This window comes from Nocardia jinanensis, assembly GCF_014645735.1.
In the GTDB taxonomy this organism is placed as follows: Bacteria; Actinomycetota; Actinomycetes; order Mycobacteriales; family Mycobacteriaceae; genus Nocardia; species Nocardia jinanensis.
Genome location: NZ_BMMH01000013.1, coordinates 59,926 through 77,263, shown reverse-complemented (window position 1 = coordinate 77,263; position 17,338 = coordinate 59,926). Strand labels below are relative to the sequence as shown.

General features: G+C 68.8%; 9 protein-coding genes. 4 read left to right on the top strand and 5 right to left on the bottom strand.

Features of this window, described 5'->3' with window-relative positions; all coding sequences use genetic code 11:
- Positions 1 to 137 precede the first annotated feature (137 nt).
- From IEY68_RS25870 to IEY68_RS25855, 4 genes are all read right to left on the bottom strand, one after another.
- Complete coding sequence (locus tag IEY68_RS25870) at positions 138 to 1,175, bottom strand: hemolysin family protein (protein WP_058856400.1); 1,038 nt, start codon at positions 1,173 to 1,175, stop codon at positions 138 to 140.
- A complete protein-coding gene (locus tag IEY68_RS25865) occupies positions 1,168 to 2,532 on the bottom strand; it encodes a hemolysin family protein (protein WP_058856401.1) in 1,365 nt (454 codons plus the stop codon). Before IEY68_RS25865 ends, IEY68_RS25870 begins: the two co-directional genes overlap by 8 nt.
- A gap of 148 nt (positions 2,533 to 2,680) precedes the next feature.
- A complete protein-coding gene (locus IEY68_RS25860) occupies positions 2,681 to 3,370 on the bottom strand; it encodes a TerD family protein (protein ID WP_058856402.1) in 690 nt (229 codons plus the stop codon).
- 23 nt (positions 3,371 to 3,393) lie between these two features.
- Positions 3,394 to 3,969: a TerD family protein gene (locus tag IEY68_RS25855; RefSeq protein ID WP_058856403.1), complete on the bottom strand. Its 576-nt coding sequence runs from the start codon at positions 3,967 to 3,969 to the stop codon at positions 3,394 to 3,396.
- Positions 3,970 to 4,270: 301 nt separating this feature from the next.
- On the opposite strand from IEY68_RS25855, the gene IEY68_RS25850 reads away from it, so the two are divergent.
- Positions 4,271 to 4,669 (top strand): helix-turn-helix domain-containing protein, encoded by a 399-nt coding sequence (locus tag IEY68_RS25850; RefSeq protein ID WP_058856405.1) that lies wholly within the window; start codon positions 4,271 to 4,273, stop codon positions 4,667 to 4,669.
- Between the two features lie 404 nt (positions 4,670 to 5,073).
- Here the strand turns inward: IEY68_RS25850 and IEY68_RS25845 are convergent, their stop codons facing one another.
- Positions 5,074 to 5,880: an alpha/beta fold hydrolase gene (locus tag IEY68_RS25845; protein WP_229718992.1), complete on the bottom strand. Its 807-nt coding sequence runs from the start codon at positions 5,878 to 5,880 to the stop codon at positions 5,074 to 5,076.
- Positions 5,881 to 5,973: 93 nt separating this feature from the next.
- Here IEY68_RS25845 and IEY68_RS25840 point away from each other — a divergent pair, with 93 nt between their 5' ends.
- The 3 genes from IEY68_RS25840 to IEY68_RS25830 all read left to right on the top strand — a co-directional run bounded on the left by IEY68_RS25840 (position 5,974) and on the right by IEY68_RS25830 (position 17,301).
- Positions 5,974 to 6,390, top strand: coding sequence for a winged helix-turn-helix transcriptional regulator (locus IEY68_RS25840; RefSeq protein ID WP_229718990.1), 417 nt, complete (start codon positions 5,974 to 5,976; stop codon positions 6,388 to 6,390).
- A gap of 689 nt (positions 6,391 to 7,079) precedes the next feature.
- Positions 7,080 to 16,298, top strand: a complete 9,219-nt coding sequence (locus tag IEY68_RS25835) for a fatty acid synthase subunit beta domain-containing protein (protein WP_373293013.1) — start codon at positions 7,080 to 7,082, stop codon at positions 16,296 to 16,298.
- Between the two features lie 325 nt (positions 16,299 to 16,623).
- A complete protein-coding gene (locus IEY68_RS25830) occupies positions 16,624 to 17,301 on the top strand; it encodes an alpha/beta fold hydrolase (RefSeq protein WP_058856408.1) in 678 nt (225 codons plus the stop codon).
- Positions 17,302 to 17,338 lie beyond the last annotated feature (37 nt).

Sequence of the window (17,338 nt, the reverse complement as noted above, 5' to 3'; positions counted from 1 at the left end):
ACCCGTCCTTCCGCGCGGGACCGGGCAACCATAGACGGACCGCCGAAAGCGCAGTGGGTAGCGACCGCATCCGGGCGGCTCGGCCTCGCTTCCACCTCGGCCGGGCGTTCGGCCGAGGTGTTCTCGGAATCGGTACGTCAGTGGGGCGTGGTCCGTGTCTGCTCGGTGGCCGTCCGGGGCAGGAGGCGCTGGAGGACGTCGGTGATGGTGATCAGTCCGACCGGTGCCGTCCCGTCCGGGGCACTGACGACGGCCAGATGACTACGGGTTTCGCGCATGGTCTGCAGTGCTTCGTACACCTTCGTCGTGGTATCCAGAGTCAGTACCGGACGCATGAGCCGGTGCGCGGTGGTCTCCGGGTCGGCCTGCAGGCTGTCGCGGACATGCAGGACACCGTCGATCCGGTCGCCGTCGCGGACCAGCAGGCGCAGGTGCCCGGTCTCGCGGGAGATCGCTTGGATGGCCCGCGGTCCGGCGTCCGGGGCGACGGCACTGGGGTGGGAGTCGGGGCGGACGATATCGGCGACGGTGAGTTGTTCCAGTTCCAGGGCGCTGATGAGGTTGCCGTGGTAGCGCTCGTCGAGGGTACCCGCGGTCGCGGAGTGCTCGACGAGATGGCGCAGCGCGGCGGGATCCTGCCCGGCGTCGACCTCGTCGACCGGTGTGACGCCGACCGCGCGCAGGCACCGATTGGCGGCGCTGTTGAGTGCGGTGAGCAGCGGACGGGTGAACCACATGAAGGCCCGCATCGGGACGGCCAGGATCGTGGCCGATTTCTCCGGGTGCGCGATCGCCCAGGACTTGGGCGCCATCTCACCGACGACGAGATGCAGGAACGTCACCACGATCAGTGCGAGGACGAACCCGATGACATCGGCGGCCCAGAGCGGGGCACCGAACCCTTCGAACAGCGGTGTGATCCAGTGGTGTACGGCGGGTTTGGTGACCGCCCCGAGCGCGAGGGTGCAGACCGTGATGCCGAGCTGGGAGCCCGCCAGCAGCACCGACAGTTCCGAGGAACTGCGCAGTGCCGCGCGGGCGGCGCTACTGGTCGCGGCGGCGTCTTCGAGCCGGTGGCGGCGGGCGGCGATGAGCGCGAACTCGACCGCGACGAAGAAGGCACTCGCGGCGATCAACCCGATCGTGACCGCCGCGACGACCCAGGGGTTACTCATCGCCGCTGTCCTCCGATTCGGTCCGGACGGTGAGGAACACCGACGCGGGCACATGTTTGTCGACGCGGCGCACCTCCGCGACCAGTGTGGGCGCCGGCCGTGCCGGATCGTCGAGGAAGCCGGCGACATCGGTGCGCAGCGCGATGCGGACCCGGTCGCCGACCTCGGGAAGTCCACCGAAGGCGCTGATGACCAGTCCGGCGAGGGTTTCGTGATCCCCGCTGGGCAGGGTCAGCTCGAGGCGGCGTTCGGCCTCGTCGAGGTGTACCCCGCCGGCCACCAGCCAGCCGTCGCCCTCGGCGACGATATCCGCGGTTGTACCCGGGTCGTGTTCGTCGGCGATCTCACCGACCAGTTCCTCGGCGATATCCTCGACCGTGACGATGCCGGCGAAACCACCGTATTCGTCGACGACGAGCGCCATCTCCTCGTTTTCGGCGCCCAGCCGGTCCACCAGCTCGGGCAGCGGCAGCGATTCCGGTACCAGGACCGCGGGCCGTAGCCGGGTGGCCGTGGTGCCGGTGGGTTCGCCGTCGAGGAGATCGTGGAGGTGGACCACGCCACGCAGATCGTCGCTGCTGTCGCCGACGACCGGGTATCGGGTATGGCCGGTGCGCATCCGGGCGAGTACATCGCGCACCGGATCGTCGATATGCACGGTGTCGACCCGCGCGCGCGGGATCATGGCGTGCTCGGCGGTGCTGGTCGGGAAGTCGAGGATGCGATCGAGCAGCGTCGACAACTCGGCGGGCAGTTCCCCGGAATCACGGGATGCCGCGACGATATGCTCGAGATCGCGGGGTGTGGCCGAATGCTCGACATCATGGACCGGCTCGATACGCAGGGCGCGCAGCAACACATTCGACGACTGGTCGAACAATCGGATCAACCACCCGAACACCTTCAGATACAGGGTCGTCGAGGCCGCGAGCCGGCGGGCCACCGGCTCGGGGCGGGCGATGGCGAGGTTCTTCGGCACCAACTCACCGAACAACATCTGCACCAGGGTGGAGAACACGATCGCCAGCACCGCGCCGACACCCACTCCGACCGCAGTGGGCACCCCGGCGCCGCCCAGCAGCTCGCCCAGCCCGCGCCCGATGAGCGGTTCCGCGACATATCCGACGAGAAGGCCGGTCACCGTGATGCCGAGCTGCGCACCGGACAGCATGAACGAGGTTCGCCGAGTGACTCGTAGCGCCCGGCCGGCAGCCTTGTCGCCAGCGGTCGCCCGTGCTTTGAGCCGCGAGCGATCCACGGCCATGAAGGCGAACTCCTGGGCGACGAAATATCCCGTGAACGCGGTGATGAGTACGACGATGCCGATACCCGCGACGATGTTCGCGACGATCAGCACGGCCGCACCCCGCTGGGTACTCGGGGAGGGCGGTCGTCAGTGGTCGAACCGGGTTGTCGATATTTTCTTTTGCGCGATGCGCGTCTCATGAGCTCTCTCTGCCGGGGAGCGGGTACGGGTCGATCGGTTGTCGGGGTGGGCGGTCGCGCTACTTGCGGCCCGCCGCCCAGCGGATACCCCACTGGTAGGCGCGATCGAGATCGGCCTGGCCACCGCTGATGTATTCGACCTCGCGTTGTACGGTCAGGCCGCCACCGGTATCGGTCAGCAGCGCGACCGCGCAGATACGAGCCCCGTCGACGGCGGAATCCAGCCGCACCTCGATCTGCGGCCCGGAGGTCGGGTACATGGTGACCACCCCGTCGACTGCCGCCCAGTTCGCCGCACCCTCGTAGATCATGGCGAAGATCAGGATCCGGCGGAACGCGGCGGGATCGGCGAGGTTGATGTGCAGGTTCTCCCCACCGGTCACCGCGCCGGTGCGGTCGTCACGGTCCAGCGCGATGAACGGGGGCTTGTGCGCGTCGCCGTAGCTCCTGCCCAGTGCCTGGATGACGCCCTTGGAGCCGTCGGCGAGTTCGTAGAGGCAGCCCAGGTCCAGATCGATGCCGCCGCCGGCACCGAGCAGTTTGGCGAAGAATCCGGGTTTCTTCTGGACCGGCTCGGGGTTCGTCCAGTTCAGGTTCACCCGCATCACGCCTTGGCGCTCACCGCTTTTGGTGAGGTCGACCCGGCGGTCGGCCTTGGTCAGGGTGAGTTTGTTCGGACCGGCCGCAGGGCCGCCGCCCGCAGGAGGCGGGCCGGACGGCGCGGATTTCTTGGTGTAGTCGATTCCCATCAGCTGTCTCTGTGGCAGCCCGGTCAGACGTTCACGCCGTAGTCCCGGGCGATCCCGGCCAGACCGGAGGCGTAGCCCTGCCCGATGGCGCGGAACTTCCATTCCGCACCGCTGCGGTACAACTCGCCGAACACCATCGCGGTCTCGGTCGAGGCGTCCTCGCTCAGGTCGTAGCGGGCCAGCTCCGTACCGTTCGCCCGGTCCACCACGCGGATGAACGCGTTGCGTACCTGGCCGAACGACTGCTGCCGGGCATCGGCGTCGTGGATCGAGACGGGGAAGAAGATATTGGTGATCGTCGGTGGTGTGGCCGCGAGGTCGACGGTGATCACCTCATCATCGCCTTCACCTTCGCCGGTGAGATTGTCGCCGGTGTGCTCGATGCTGCCTTCGGGGGAACGCAGGTTGTTGTAGAACACGAAATGCTGGTCGGAGACCACTTTATGATCCTGACCGGTCGCGATGGCGCTGGCATCCAGATCGAAATCCGAGCCTGTGGTCGATCGCACGTCCCATCCGAGGCCGACCGCCACCGCGGTCAGGTTCGGCGCCTGCTTGGACAACGAGACATTGCCGCCCTTGGCGAGACTGACACTCATTCCGGGTTCTCCTGATTCTCGAGAGTTCGTCGACTGTCCGGATACGCGGTCGTCCGGCGAGCCCAGGCGACACGGGTCGTATCGGCCGACGGTACTCGGGCACCGCCCGGCCACACCGGGTGTGCGCGAAGGTTGCCCGAATCGTGTTCCGGCCGAAGCGGATCAGCATGCGCAGGCGATTCGTCCCGCCGGCCGTCCGGTGCCGGCGGCGCTGCGTATTTGCCGAGTCCCATATGCGGACATATATCCGACACTAGCACGCACCACTGTATGGTTGTCGTCGGCAGAAGAGAGGTGACCAGTGCCCGCGTCCCTGCTCAGGATCGGTGAGTTCGCTGCCCGCGCCGAGGTCAGCGCGCGAACGATCGACTATTACACCGGCCTCGGCCTGCTCACCCCGGCCGAACGGACCACCGGGAATTACCGGCTCTACGACGCCGCCGATATCACCCGCGTCCACCTGATCCGCCGGCTGGAGGCGCAGGGGTTGCCCCTGGAGGAGATCGCCGCCGCGCTGACCGCCGGCCCCGGCGATATCGGCCGGGTTCTCCAGCGTATCGACGACGACCTGCAACTCCTGCATACCGCCGTGGAGACCGCGCCGGCCGAGATACACGGCCTACTGACGGTGATCAGCGCCCGCATCCACTCGTTGATCACCGTCGCCCTGCAAATACCGCCCGATATCCCGATCCTGTGAACCACGCCCGCGGTGTGCGCTACGCGGGCGGGCGTATGTGCAGGAGATGGCCGGCGATGGGGGCGGTGAATGCCCACCCCTGTGCGGCGGCCCGCTCGACGACCGGTCGCGAGCCTGTCGCCACAGCGGTTCCAGTGCGTCGCGCAGGGCCGGTTCGGCCGGATCGTCGCCGAGCACATAGGTGCGCCCGAAATCCGCTTCCCATTCGGCGAAGATCGGTCCGAAATCGAGGAAGCAGATCTCGTCGGCGCCGATGACCAGTTCGGGTGGGTTCGCGCACAGGGCTTCAGGGGGTGTTCACGCCGGCGCGGACGATGCGCTTGTGCCAGAAGCGATGCCGAACATCTCGGTCATCGCCCGGCCGTCTGCAATGACGGCCGTCGGCCGTCGGCGGCGGTTGTTCGTCAGCGCAGGAAGGGGACGACCTCGGCGAGCAGGGCCTCGGGGCGGTCGAGTGGAATGATGTGGCCACAATCCGGGATCACGCGGCCGATCAGATCGTCGGCGACCGTACTCAGCTGCCGGTGCAGCGCGGATCCCACACTACCGGCGCCCAGGGCCAGCGTCGGTACCCGCAGCCGGGAGGCCGCGGTCGCGGCGGCGATCAGGCGCGCGTTCTCGGGCATCGCGCGGTAGTAGGAGAAACCGCCGCGCAGCGCTGCTGCTCCGGTGTACGCGCGCACGAAAGCCGCGCGGAGATCGGCCGGAATGCGATCGGGACCGGTGGTGCCGGCCTCGAGGAACCAGCCGATGTATGCGGCTTCGTGGCCCACCAGGACCTTCTCCGCGAGACCGGGCACCGCGTGGAAGCCGAACCACCACGGGGGTCCCGCGGCGAGGAATTCCTCCGCGCCGGGCAGCGGCGTGAGCAGCGATTCCATCAGCACCAGGCGGCGCACCCGCTCGGGATGCCGCATCGCGAAGAGGAACGCGGCGGGCACCGAGGCGTCCAGCGCCATCACCGAGGCATCGGGGAGGTCGAAACCGTCGAGCAGGCCCGCGATATCGCCGGCGAGCGTCGCCGCGTCGTAGCCGGTGGCCGGGCGGGCGCTGTCACCGAGACCGCGCAGGTCCGGTGCGATCACCCGATGGTCGCGGGCCAGCGCCGCAATCACCCTCTCCCATACCCGCCGGGTGTGCGGCCACCCGTGCAGCAGGACCAGTCCCGGGCCCGAGCCGGCGACCGTCACGGCGAGTTCGACGGAATTCACCGTTTTCCGGACTGTCTGTGGTCGTGTCTCGATGCGCACGCCGCCTTCTGGGTAACCTCTAGTGACCACATCACCATAGGAAAGTGGGGACGAGTGCAACAAGACGGCACTTCGCGGAAACCCGGTAACTCCGGAGTGACCGCCCGGCGTGGTGATCTGTTCGCTCCGGACTGCCCGACCCGGCAGCTTCTCGACCGGCTCGGCACCAAATGGGTTTCGATGGTTGTCAAGGTGCTGGCCGAGGACAGTCCGCGTACTGTGCGATTCGCCGCACTGCGCAAGCGGATGCCCGGCGTCTCACAGAAGATGTTGTCGCAGACATTGCAGGCACTGGTGGCCGATGGCCTCGTGACCCGGCACGTCGAAACCACTGTCCCACCACAGGTCCACTACGGACTCACCGCACTCGGGCTCTCGCTCGAATCGCGGCTGGCCGCGCTACGGGACTGGGCCGAAACCCATATGCCGGAGATCAGTGCCCACCGGGCCGCCGAACCCGGGGCGCGGTGAGACCGCCGGGCGCACAAGCGGTTACGGCGAGGAGACCGGAGCGAGAATGTCCCGGTCTCGGATCTCGATCAGGCCTACAATCCGGTCGGTGAGGTCGCCGGCGACGAGGTCGGCTCGGTGTCGCCGCCGGTCGTATCAGGCGCCGAGTTTCTTCAGCATGACGCTGATCTCGCTGGCCTGTCCCGAGCCGAAACTCGGGGCAAGGGTGGTGAAAGCTTCCCAGCCGTCGCGTCCCGGATCCGCCACCGCGGATGCGCCGGTACGGACAGTGAGAACCGTGCCGCAACGGCACAGTCAACCGGTGACTCCGCCGACCGGGGCGAACGCCACGCAGACGGCCATATTCTCGGTGCCCCGGGCGCAATAGATTTAATTGTGAAGTTCCTAACCGAAGCCATTCGTGTTGCGGATATGTGAACGGTGGATCGCCACGAATGAGTACCCGATCGGGGGGATGGCCGCGGACCGATCTTCGATACGATTTGGATCGTCGGCACGATCGCGGTCCCGGGTGTGCACAGTCAATTCCTCTGTGCACGTGTGAATCTCACGATGAAGTGGACGTCGGCTCGGCGGTGGGACCGCAGGAGCCACTGATCCGAGGATACGGACAGGGAACTCGTGAACGCCTTCCCGATCCGCTGAATCTCGATTATTCCGGACCACTCTATCGAGAGAAAGTAAACGCCGTGACGATCGAAGACAGCTCCGTTCCGGGCCTGCGAAATGTAAATGGCGAAATCGACCGCCGCGCCGGTATTCCGCTACTCGAACGAATCTCGGCCGGCGAACCCTACGCCCTGGCATTCGGCGGGCAGGGGGCGCCGTGGCTGGAGGCTTTCGCGGAGGTGTGCGACGACCACGCCGCGACCGACGAGATGGCCGCCCTGGTGGCCCGGGCCGCGAGCGCACTGGCACCGGTGGCCGCGCAACTGGTCGTGGCGCGACCTCGTGGGTTCGATCCGATCGGCTGGTCGGTGGCGGGCTCGGGCGGGGAGGCCGGGGCGCGTCCCTCGGCCGCGGTGTTGCGCTCGACAGCCGTCTCCCTACCGGGTGTCCTGCTGACCCAGCTCGCCGGACTGCGGGCCCTGCACCGGGTGGGTCTGGATCTCACCCGGATACCGCCGGTAGCGGTGGCGGGCCATTCGCAGGGTGTGCTGGCGGTGGCCGCCGCCGCGGATCGCGGGAACGACAGCGATATCGAATTGCTGGCGATCGCGCAGTTGATAGGCGCGGCCGGCGCGCAGGTGGGACGGCGACTCGGCCTGGTCGCCGACGGCGAGCGTTCCACGATGGTGGCGGTATCCCAGGTCGACCCGCGACAGTTGGATGCTGTGTCGGCCGAGGTCTCGGCGGAGGTGGCACCCGCGGCCGCGGTGGTCGTCTCGATCCGCAATGCGCGACGGCAGGCGGTGCTCTCCGGTCCCGCCGGGCAGCTGGACCGGGTCGAGCGGCGATTCGCCGACCTCGCCGGCGAGCGGACCCGGGCACGTGAGAACGGCGACCCAGGCCCGGCCTTCCGCGCGCCGGTGTTCGAAAGGCTGCCGATCGAACTGGCCTTCCACCATCCGGCCCTGGTGGAGGCCGTGGAGCTGGCCGCGGAATGGGCCGGGAAATGCGGACTGGACGTCGCGGTGACCCGCCGGTCGGCCCGGCAGATCCTGGTGGACCCGGTGGACTGGGTCGCCTCGGTGGACGAAGTGGCCGCGGCGGGCGCGCGCTGGGTGCTCGATATCGGCCCCGGTGATCTGCTGACGCGGTTGACCGCTCCGTCGTTGCGGGGCTCGGGGATCGGGATCGTGCCCGCGCTGACCCGGCCGGGTCAGCGAAATCTGCTGACTCCCGGTGCGGCGCCGCGCATCGCGCCGACATGGAGCGAGTTCGCACCGCGACCGGTGACGCTGCCCGACGGCCGCACCGTGACCGAAACGGCCTTCACCCGGCTGACCGGTCGTTCCCCGATTCTGCTGGCGGGAATGACTCCCACCACGGTCGACGCCGGGATCGTCGCGGCGGCAGCCAATGCGGGGCACTGGGCCGAGCTGGCAGGCGGCGGGCAGGTCACCGAGCAGATCTTCGCCGACCGGGTGAGCGAGCTGCGGACACTGCTCGAACCGGGCCGGGCGGTGCAGTTCAATTCGCTGTTCCTGGACCCGTACCTGTGGTCGTTGCAGCTCGGCGGTAAACGCCTGGTGCAGAAGGCCCGTGCGGCGGGCGCGCCCATCGACGGTGTGGTGGTCACCGCCGGAGTACCCGAACTCGATGCCGCGGTGGCCCTGATCGAGGAGCTGAACGAGGCCGGAATCCCGTATATCGCCTTCAAACCGGGTACCGTCGCACAGATCCGCGAGGTGGTGCGTATCGCGAACGAGGTGCCGCAGCAACCGATCATCGTGCATATCGAGGGCGGCCGCGCGGGCGGGCACCACTCCTGGGAGGACCTCGACGATCTATTGCTGGAGACCTACGCCGAGTTGCGGTTGCGCGCGAATATCGTGATCTGTGCCGGTGGCGGGATCGGTACTCCGGTGCGGGCGTCGGACTATCTCACCGGCGCCTGGTCCCGGCAGCACGGGTATCCGGCGATGCCGCTGGACGGCGTGCTGGTCGGCACCGCCGCCATGGCCGCCGCGGAGGCCACCACCTCGCCGGAGGTGAAACAACTGCTGGTGGATACACCGGGCACTCCCGACTGGGTGGCGGCCGGTACCGCCGCGGGCGGAATGGCCTCGGGCCGAAGCCAGCTGGGCGCCGCTATCCACGAGATCGACAACACCGCCTCGCGTACCGGGCGGCTGCTGGACGAGGTGGCCGGGGACGCGGCCGCCGTCGCGGCCCGCCGCGCGGAGATCGTCGCCGCGTTGAACGGGACGGCGAAACCGTATTTCGGTGATATCGGCGAGATGACCTATGCGCAGTGGCTCCGTCGCTATGTCGACCTGGCCGTCGGAACACCCGCGGACTGGGAATCGCCCTGGCTCGACGGCTCATGGCGCGACCGATTCGCCGAGATGCTGCAGCGTGCCGAGGCGCGGCTGCACCCGGCCGACCGGGGTCCGATCCCGACCCTGTTCGCCGAGCCCGGCCCGCTGGACCGGCCCGGTGACGCGGTGGCCGCGCTCGTGGCGGAATATCCGGCGGCCGAGACCGTGGTCCTGCATCCGGCGGATGTGAGTTTCTTCGTCGCGCTGTGCCGGACGCCGGGTAAACCGGTGAACTTCGTACCGGTTGTGGATGCCGACGTGCGGCGCTGGTGGCGTTCGGATTCGCTGTGGCAGGCGCACGACCCCCGCTACTCCGCCGATCAGGTGTGCGTGATCCCGGGGCCTGTCGCGGTCGCCGGGATAACCCGCGTCGACGAACCGGTCGGCGCACTGCTCGATCGTTTCGAAAGGGCCACGACCGAGGCCGTACTGGCGGCCGGAGCGACTCCGGCACCGGTCCCCGCGCGGCGCCGGGCGGCAACCGGGCGCGCCGCGGTGGATATCGTGCTCGGCTCACCGGATGTGTTCTGGGCCGGACGGCTGGCGGCCAACCCGGTGCATCGACTGGGCGCTCCGCGGGAGTGGGGTGCCGGGCCCGAGGGTGCACTCCGCCACGAGCCGACCGGAGCGACTCTCGCGCAGATCTCGCCCGACCGGGTCGAATTGAGTGTGCCGCTGGCGCCCGGTGCCCGGCTGCGCATCGGAATCGGTGTGCCGGCGTCCGCGCGCACCGGGGGCGCACCCGTGATCAGTGCGGAGGAAGCCGAATCCGCGATGTCGGAGCTGCTCGGTGTGGCCGCCGGTGGTGCGCTCCCGGAGGTGCGGGAGATCGACGGGCGCCGGGTCGCGCACCTGAATCTGGCGTGGACACCGGGTGTCCTCGCCGATCACGCGGGTGTGGTGGGCGCCGGACTGCCGGACTCGCTGAGCACCCTCGGACGGGTGGCTCCCGACGTGCTGGTCGGTGCCTGCTGGCCGGCGGTGTTCGCGGTACTCGGATCGACGCGCGGCCCCGGGGCGAGCGCGGTGATCGAGGGTCTGCTGGACCTGGTGCACCTCGATCATCAGGTGCGGCTACTGGGTGAATGGCCCGCGGCCATCAGTGTTCTGACGGTGCGCGCCGAATCCGGTGAGGTCGTCGATACCGACCTGGGGCGGCTCGTCGAGGTGCGGGTGACGATCGGCGCGATGCTCGACGATATCGGTACCGGTCTGGACGGCCCGGTGTTCGCGACGCTCACCGAACGGTTCGCGATCCGCGGCCGCGTCGGTCCCGGCACGCCGGCCGATCCGCCGCGGGCGGCCGGCTCGGTGGGCGAGGCCGGACGCGAGACCCCGCGTAAGCGGCGGCGGGAACTGACCGTGGTGGCACCGCTGAGCATGGCGGCGTTCGCCGAGATGTCCGGGGACCACAATCCGATCCACACCAGCGACGCCGTGGCGGCGCTGGCAGGCCTGGGCGGAGTGATCGTGCACGGTATGTGGCTGTCGGCTGTCGGCCAGTACGCGGTATCGGCAGTGGACCCCGAGGAGTCGGCGGTCGCCCGCACGATCACGGCATGGACCGCGCGGTTCCTGGGCATGGTGCGTCCCGGTGATTCCATCGCTGTCCGGGCCGAGCGGATCGCGGTGGACGCCGGCGCGGAGATCGTCGAGGTGACCTGCCGGGTCGGCGACGACGTGGTGATGCAGGCATCCGGACGTCTCGCCCCGCCGAGAACGGTATACGCCTTCCCAGGTCAGGGCATCCAAAGGCAGGGGATGGGGTTGGACGCGATGACCCGTTCGCGTGCTGCCCGGCAGGTGTGGGAGCGGGCGGATGCGCATACCCGCCGCGCGCTGGGCTTCTCCATTCTGGCCGTTGTCCGGGACAACCCGATATCGCTGCGGGCGGGTGGTATCGAATACCGCCATCCGGAGGGTGTACTGCATCTGACCCAGTTCACCCAGGCATCGCTGGCGACGCTCGGTGTGGCACAGATCGCCGAGCTGCGCGAGGCCGGGGCGTATGTGGACGGTGCGCTGCTGGCCGGGCATTCGCTGGGCGAGTACGTCGCATTGGCGGCGGTGGCCGAGGTGCTGCCGCTGGAAACCCTGCTGGAGATCGTCTTCCAGCGCGGGCAGGCGATGGATCAGTTGATACCGCGGGATGGGGCCGGCCGCAGCGACTACGGGATGGTAGCGATCCGGCCTTCGCAGATCGGCCTGAGCGACCGGAACGTGGTCGCGTTCGTCGAGGGGATCGGCGAACTCAGCGGTGAATTCGTCGAGGTCGTGAACTTGAATCTGCGGGACGCGCAGTACTCGGTCGCGGGCACCCTGGCGGGGCTGCGCGCCTTGGAGGTCGAGATCGAGAAACGCCGGATGCGCCATCGCGGTGAGCGGGCCTTCGTCCGGATACCCGGTGTCGATGTGCCGTTCCACTCGCGGGTGCTGCGCGCCGGGGTCGCGGATTTCCGGGAGAAACTGTCCGAGCTGCTGCCCGCCGAACCGCGGCCGGAAGTCCTGATCGGCCGTTACATCCCGAACCTGGTGCCCCGGCCGTTCTCGCTGGAACGCGATTTCCTGCGGGAGATCGCGGATCTGGTGCCCTCCGAACCCCTGGAGGCGGTGCTCGCCGATTACGACACCTGGGCGGCGCGGCCCGTGCCGCTGTGCCGGACCGTCCTGATCGAACTACTGGCCTGGCAGTTCGCCAGCCCGGTGCGCTGGATCGAGACCCAGGACCTGCTGTTCACCGACACCGTACGTGGCGGGCTGGGCGTGCAGCGGTTCGTCGAGATCGGCCTCGGTACCGCGCCGACCCTGGCAAACCTGGCCGCCCGGACTCTGCGGCTTCCGGAATTCACCGAGATCGTCGAGGTGCTCAATATCGAGCGTGAGCCGGCGACGGTCTACGCGACCGATATAGACGTCGAAGAGGTCGAAGACTCCGTGGCCGGCACCGGTCTGTCCGATAGCGCCCGGCCCGATACCGCCTCGGTGGCCACCACCGCGCCGGCGGTACCGCCCACCGCGCCGGCGGACGGCCCCCGGCCGGACGATATCCCGTTCACGGCGGCCGACGCGACCACCGTGCTCATCGGGCTGTGGACCAAACTGCGAACCGATCAGATAGGCCCGGCCGACACCATCGAGGGCCTGTGCGACGGTGTGTCCTCGCGGCGTAACCAGCTCCTGGTCGATCTGGCCGCGGAACTGTCGGTCGGGGCGATCGACGGCGCGGCGGACGCGGATACGACCGCGCTCGCGGCGACCGTGCGCAGACTCGCCCGTACCTACCGCCCCTTCGGTCCGGTGCTCACCGATTGGCTGAACGACCACCTGCGCAAAGTATTCGGTCCCTCGGGTCGGCGGCCCGCGGCGATCGGCGAGCGAGTGCGGACCGTCTGGGGGCTCGGTGACGGCTGGGCCGGTCACATCATGGCCGAGGTGGCGCTGGGCACGCGCGAGGGTGCCAGCGTCCGGGGCGGAGACCTCGGCGCGCTCGTCTCCGGCGCGCTGTCGGACGCGACCGCGGTGGATACCGTGATCGATGCCGCTGTGCAGGCCGTCGCCGCCCGGCACGGTGTCGCGGTGGCTCGGCCGTCGGCCGGATCCGGCTCGGGTGCCACCGTCGATGCCGCCGCGCTCGGCGAGTTCGCGGAGCGGATCACCGGACCCGACGGTGTACTCGCCTCGGCGGCCCGGGTAGTGCTCGATCAGCTCGGTCTGGGTGAGCAGCCGGATGTGCCCGAAGGGGCCGATGATTCGGCGGTCGTCGAGGCGGTCTCGGCGGAACTCGGCACGGACTGGCCGCGGCTGGTGGCGCCGGCTTTCGACGCGCGTCGTGCGGTCCGGCTGGATGACCGGTGGGCCGCCACGCGGGAGGACCTCGCCCGATTCTGGACGGCCGAACCCGAGACGATCACACCGGCGAGTTTCGCCGGCGCCGGGGAAACCGTCGCTGCGCAGGCACTGTGGTGGCGGGACCTCGCCGCGGACCGAGATCGGGTCGCGCTGGCGGAGATCTACGAGCAGATCGCGGGGCTGGCCTACTCCACCGAAACCGGTGAGTACGCCGCCGATATCGCCGTGGTGACCGGTGCGAGTGAGGGTTCCATCGCCGCCGCCGTCGTCGCCGATCTCCTGGCCGGCGGGGCGACAGTCATCGCGACGACCTCGCGCCTCGACGACGACCGGCTGGGTTTCTACCGCGACTTCTACCGCCGGCACGCGCGGACCGGGGCCGCACTGTGGGTGGTCCCCGCGAACCTGGCGTCCTATCGTGACGTGGACGCACTGATCGAATGGATCGCGAACCCGCAGACCGAAACCGCGGGCGGCACCTCCACGGTGGTCAAACCGGCGCTGACCCCGACCCTGCTGCTGCCCTTCGCCGCACCCCGTGTCGCCGGTGATCTCGCCGACGCCGGTGCGCGTGCCGAGGTCGAGATGCGCGTGCTGCTGTGGTCGGTGGAACGGCTCATCGGCGGCCTGTCGAAGCTCGGCGCCGATACCGACGTGGACGCGAAACTTCATGTGGTGCTGCCCGGTTCACCCAACCGAGGGATGTTCGGCGGTGACGGCGCGTACGGCGAGGCCAAGGCGGCGCTCGACGCGGTGGTCGCCAAATGGCGTGTGGAGAAGTCGTGGCCGGGCCGGGTCACCCTGGTGCACGCGCTGATCGGCTGGGTGCGCGGTACCGGCTTGATGGGCGGCAACGATCCACTGGTCGACGCGGTCGAAGAACTGGGTGTGCAGACCTGGTCGGCCGCCGAAATGGCGAACGAACTGCTCAAATGGTGCTCGGCCCGGGCCCGGGCGGTCACCGCGACGGGACCACACCGGATCGATCTGACCGGCGGCCTGGCCGGGGCCCGCCTGGACCTACCGGCCCTGGCCGCGCGATCCGGGGCGGAAGCGACCGGAGACGCCGACTCGAATTCACCGCCGGTGATCGCGGCACTGCCGGCGCCGCCCACCGGCAGCTCGGCACTGCCGGTCCCCGAGTGGCGCCCGGTGGGCGTGGATCCCAGCGAGATGGTCGTGATCGTCGGGGCCGGTGAACTCGGTCCCTACGGTTCCGCGCGGACCCGCTTCGAAATGGAGGTCTCCGATCGTTTGTCGGCAGCCGGTGTCCTCGAGCTGGCCTGGACCGTCGGGCTGGTCACTTGGGAGAACGAACCCGCACCCGGCTGGTACGACACCGGTACCGGGGAACCGGTGCCGGAAGCGGAGATCGCCGACCGCTACCACGATACGGTCCTGGCTCGTACCGGTATCCGGCGCTATGCGGACGAGGGAGCTCTGCGCGAGAACACCGCGCCGCTGCTGGCCTCGGTGTTCCTCGAGAAGGATATGACCTTCACCGTGGGCGGTGAAGCCGAGGCGCGCGCCTTCGCCGCCGCCGACGGGGCGAATACGGTGGTCGCCTCGGTACCCGGTTCGACGGACTGGACGGTGACCCGCCGGGCGGGCACCGAGGTCCGGGTGCCGCGCCGGATCGAGATGTCCCGCACCGTCGGTGGCCAGATCCCTACCGGATTCGACCCCACCCGCTGGGGTGTCTCCGCCGATATGACCGCCTCGCTGGACCGGCTCGCGGTCTGGAATATCGTCACCACGGTCGACGCCTTCATCGGATCCGGGTTCGCCCCGGCCGAGTTGTTGCGCTGGGTGCATCCGGCGCGGGTAGCCAACACCATGGGTACGGGCCTGGGCGCCCTGCAGTCGCTGCGTTCCAGCTATGTCGATCTGCTGCTCGGCGAGGAGCGGCCCAACGACATCCTGCAGGAGACCCTGCTCAATGTGACTGCCGCGCATGTCGTGCAGTCCTATATCGGCAGCTACGGATCGATGATCCATCCGGTGGGCGCCTGCGCCACCGCGGCCGTGTCGGTGGAGGAGGGCTACGACAAGATCCGATTCGGCAAAGCCGATTTCGTGGTCGCCGGCGGCGCCGACGATCTGGGTGTGGAGTCGATCGCCGGGTTCGCGGATATGTCGGCCACCGCGGATTCGGCGGCGCTGTCCGCCCGGGGTATCGCCGACCGCCGTTTCTCCCGGGCCAACGACCGGCGCCGCGCCGGCTTCGTCGAGTCGCAGGGCGGGGGAACGGTTCTGCTGACCCGCGGTGATATCGCCCTGGACCTCGGGCTGCCGGTGCTCGGTGTGGTGGCGTACGCGCAATCGTTCGGCGATGGTGTGCACACCTCCATCCCGGCACCCGGGATCGGCGCACTCGCGGCCGGGCTCGGGGGAGACGATTCGGAGCTCGCGGTGAATCTGCGCGGCCTCGGCGTCACCGCGGACGATATCGCGGTGCTGTCCAAACACGACACCTCCACCACGGCCAACGATCCCAACGAATCCGAGCTGCACGAGCGGCTGGCCGCGGCGCTCGGGCGGGCCGACGGGAACCCGTTGTTCGTCGTCTCGCAGAAAACGCTCACCGGTCACGCGAAAGGCGGGGCCGCCGCTTTCCAGCTCATCGGTCTGTGCCAGGTGCTGGCCGAAGGTGTGATTCCGCCGAACCGCAGTCTCGACTGTGTCGACGATGTACTGGCCCACCATCGGCATCTGGTGTGGCCGCGTCACCCGTTGCGGTTCGGAAATACGTTGCCGCTCAAGGCCGGTCTGCTCACCAGTCTCGGTTTCGGACATGTGTCGTGCCTGATCGCGGTGGTGCATCCGGAGGCCTTCGTACAAGCGATCCCGGTGGATATCAGGCAGGACTATCAGCGTCGCGCCGAGGAGCGGATCCTACTGGGCCGCCGCCGGTTCACCGAGGCGATGTGCGGTGGCGCACCGCTGTACGAGAAGCCCGCGGACCGCAGGCTGGGCGCGGACGGTACTCCGGCGGCGGAGATCCGCGATCTGGAGGCCCGGGTGCTGCTGTCGCGTGGCGCCCGTCTGGCCGAAGACGGCATGTACCGCGTCTGAGGCCGCGCGCGCCGGGGCGGTGCGGGTACCCGTCGTGACCGTTCGGTGGGCTGTGCCGTGGCACCGCTCCGGTGGGTAATTTTTATTGATTATGGTGTTTCTAAATCTGCCGATTTCCCCCGTGATATGCTGCGGGCGAATGATTCTGTGAATTTATCACCCGGTTGGGGGGGTTCCCGCGGGTCTGCTTCCGCTACGATTCGAACATAAGAATTCGCGATCGAGGATGCGCAGGAGCATCGATATTCCCCGAAGGTGTGGAGCCGGCCCCGGCCGGCGGATCGCAATCACCGCTGTACCTTTGAGAATCGGGGGTGAACGATTTATGAGCACAGCGCTACTCATTCCGGGCAGCTTCGAAGGCGAATGGGTTTACGAGGAAGTTGCCGAACGTCTCGGCAGCGACGGGCACCAGGTGTTTCCGGTGACGCTGAGCGGCCTCGAGTCCGACCCGGGTGCCCGGCGGCCCGGGCCGGTGAATCTCGATGACCATATCGCCGACGTCGTCTCCTTCGTCACCGAACAGGGGCTCGACGACCTCGTGGTCTGTGCGCACAGCTACGGCGGCATGGTGCTGCGCGGGGTGTGCGCCGCGCTGCCCGAACGCTGTCGGGGCGCGATCTATGTGGACGCCTTCCTGCCGGAGCCGGGCGAATCCTGCTGGATGCTGCTCAACGACCTGCTGCGGGAGGGTTTCGGCGCGCTTTCGGCCGCCGACGGCCGTGCCCTGCTCCCACCGCCCGGCGCGGATCCGCGCTCGGCGCCACATCCGGTGGCGTCACTGTTGCAGGCCAGCCGGGCCGGCGATCCGGCACCGTGGATCCAGCACGCCTACATCTATGCCAGCGCCTGGCGCGGCACTCCGTTCGCCGAAACCTACGAGCGCCTGTCCGCGGACCCCGCATGGGAGACCTACAGCATTTTCACCGACCACGAGATAATGCGCAGCAACCCGGAAATTCTCGCGGATCTGCTGCACAAAATAATGGTCAACTGGGATTGATCCACCGAAATGCGCGACCGGTCGAACACGAGTTTCG

What these genes read in the sequence shown, in the direction of transcription:
- IEY68_RS25830 (WP_058856408.1), top strand. Translation starts at nt 16,624, where the DNA reads ATGAGCACAGCGCTACTCATTCCGGGCAGCTTCGAAGGCGAATGGGTT.
- IEY68_RS25855 (WP_058856403.1), bottom strand. Translation starts at nt 3,969, where the DNA reads ATGAGTGTCAGTCTCGCCAAGGGCGGCAATGTCTCGTTGTCCAAGCAG.
- IEY68_RS25860 (WP_058856402.1), bottom strand. Translation starts at nt 3,370, where the DNA reads ATGGGAATCGACTACACCAAGAAATCCGCGCCGTCCGGCCCGCCTCCT.
- IEY68_RS25870 (WP_058856400.1), bottom strand. Translation starts at nt 1,175, where the DNA reads ATGAGTAACCCCTGGGTCGTCGCGGCGGTCACGATCGGGTTGATCGCC.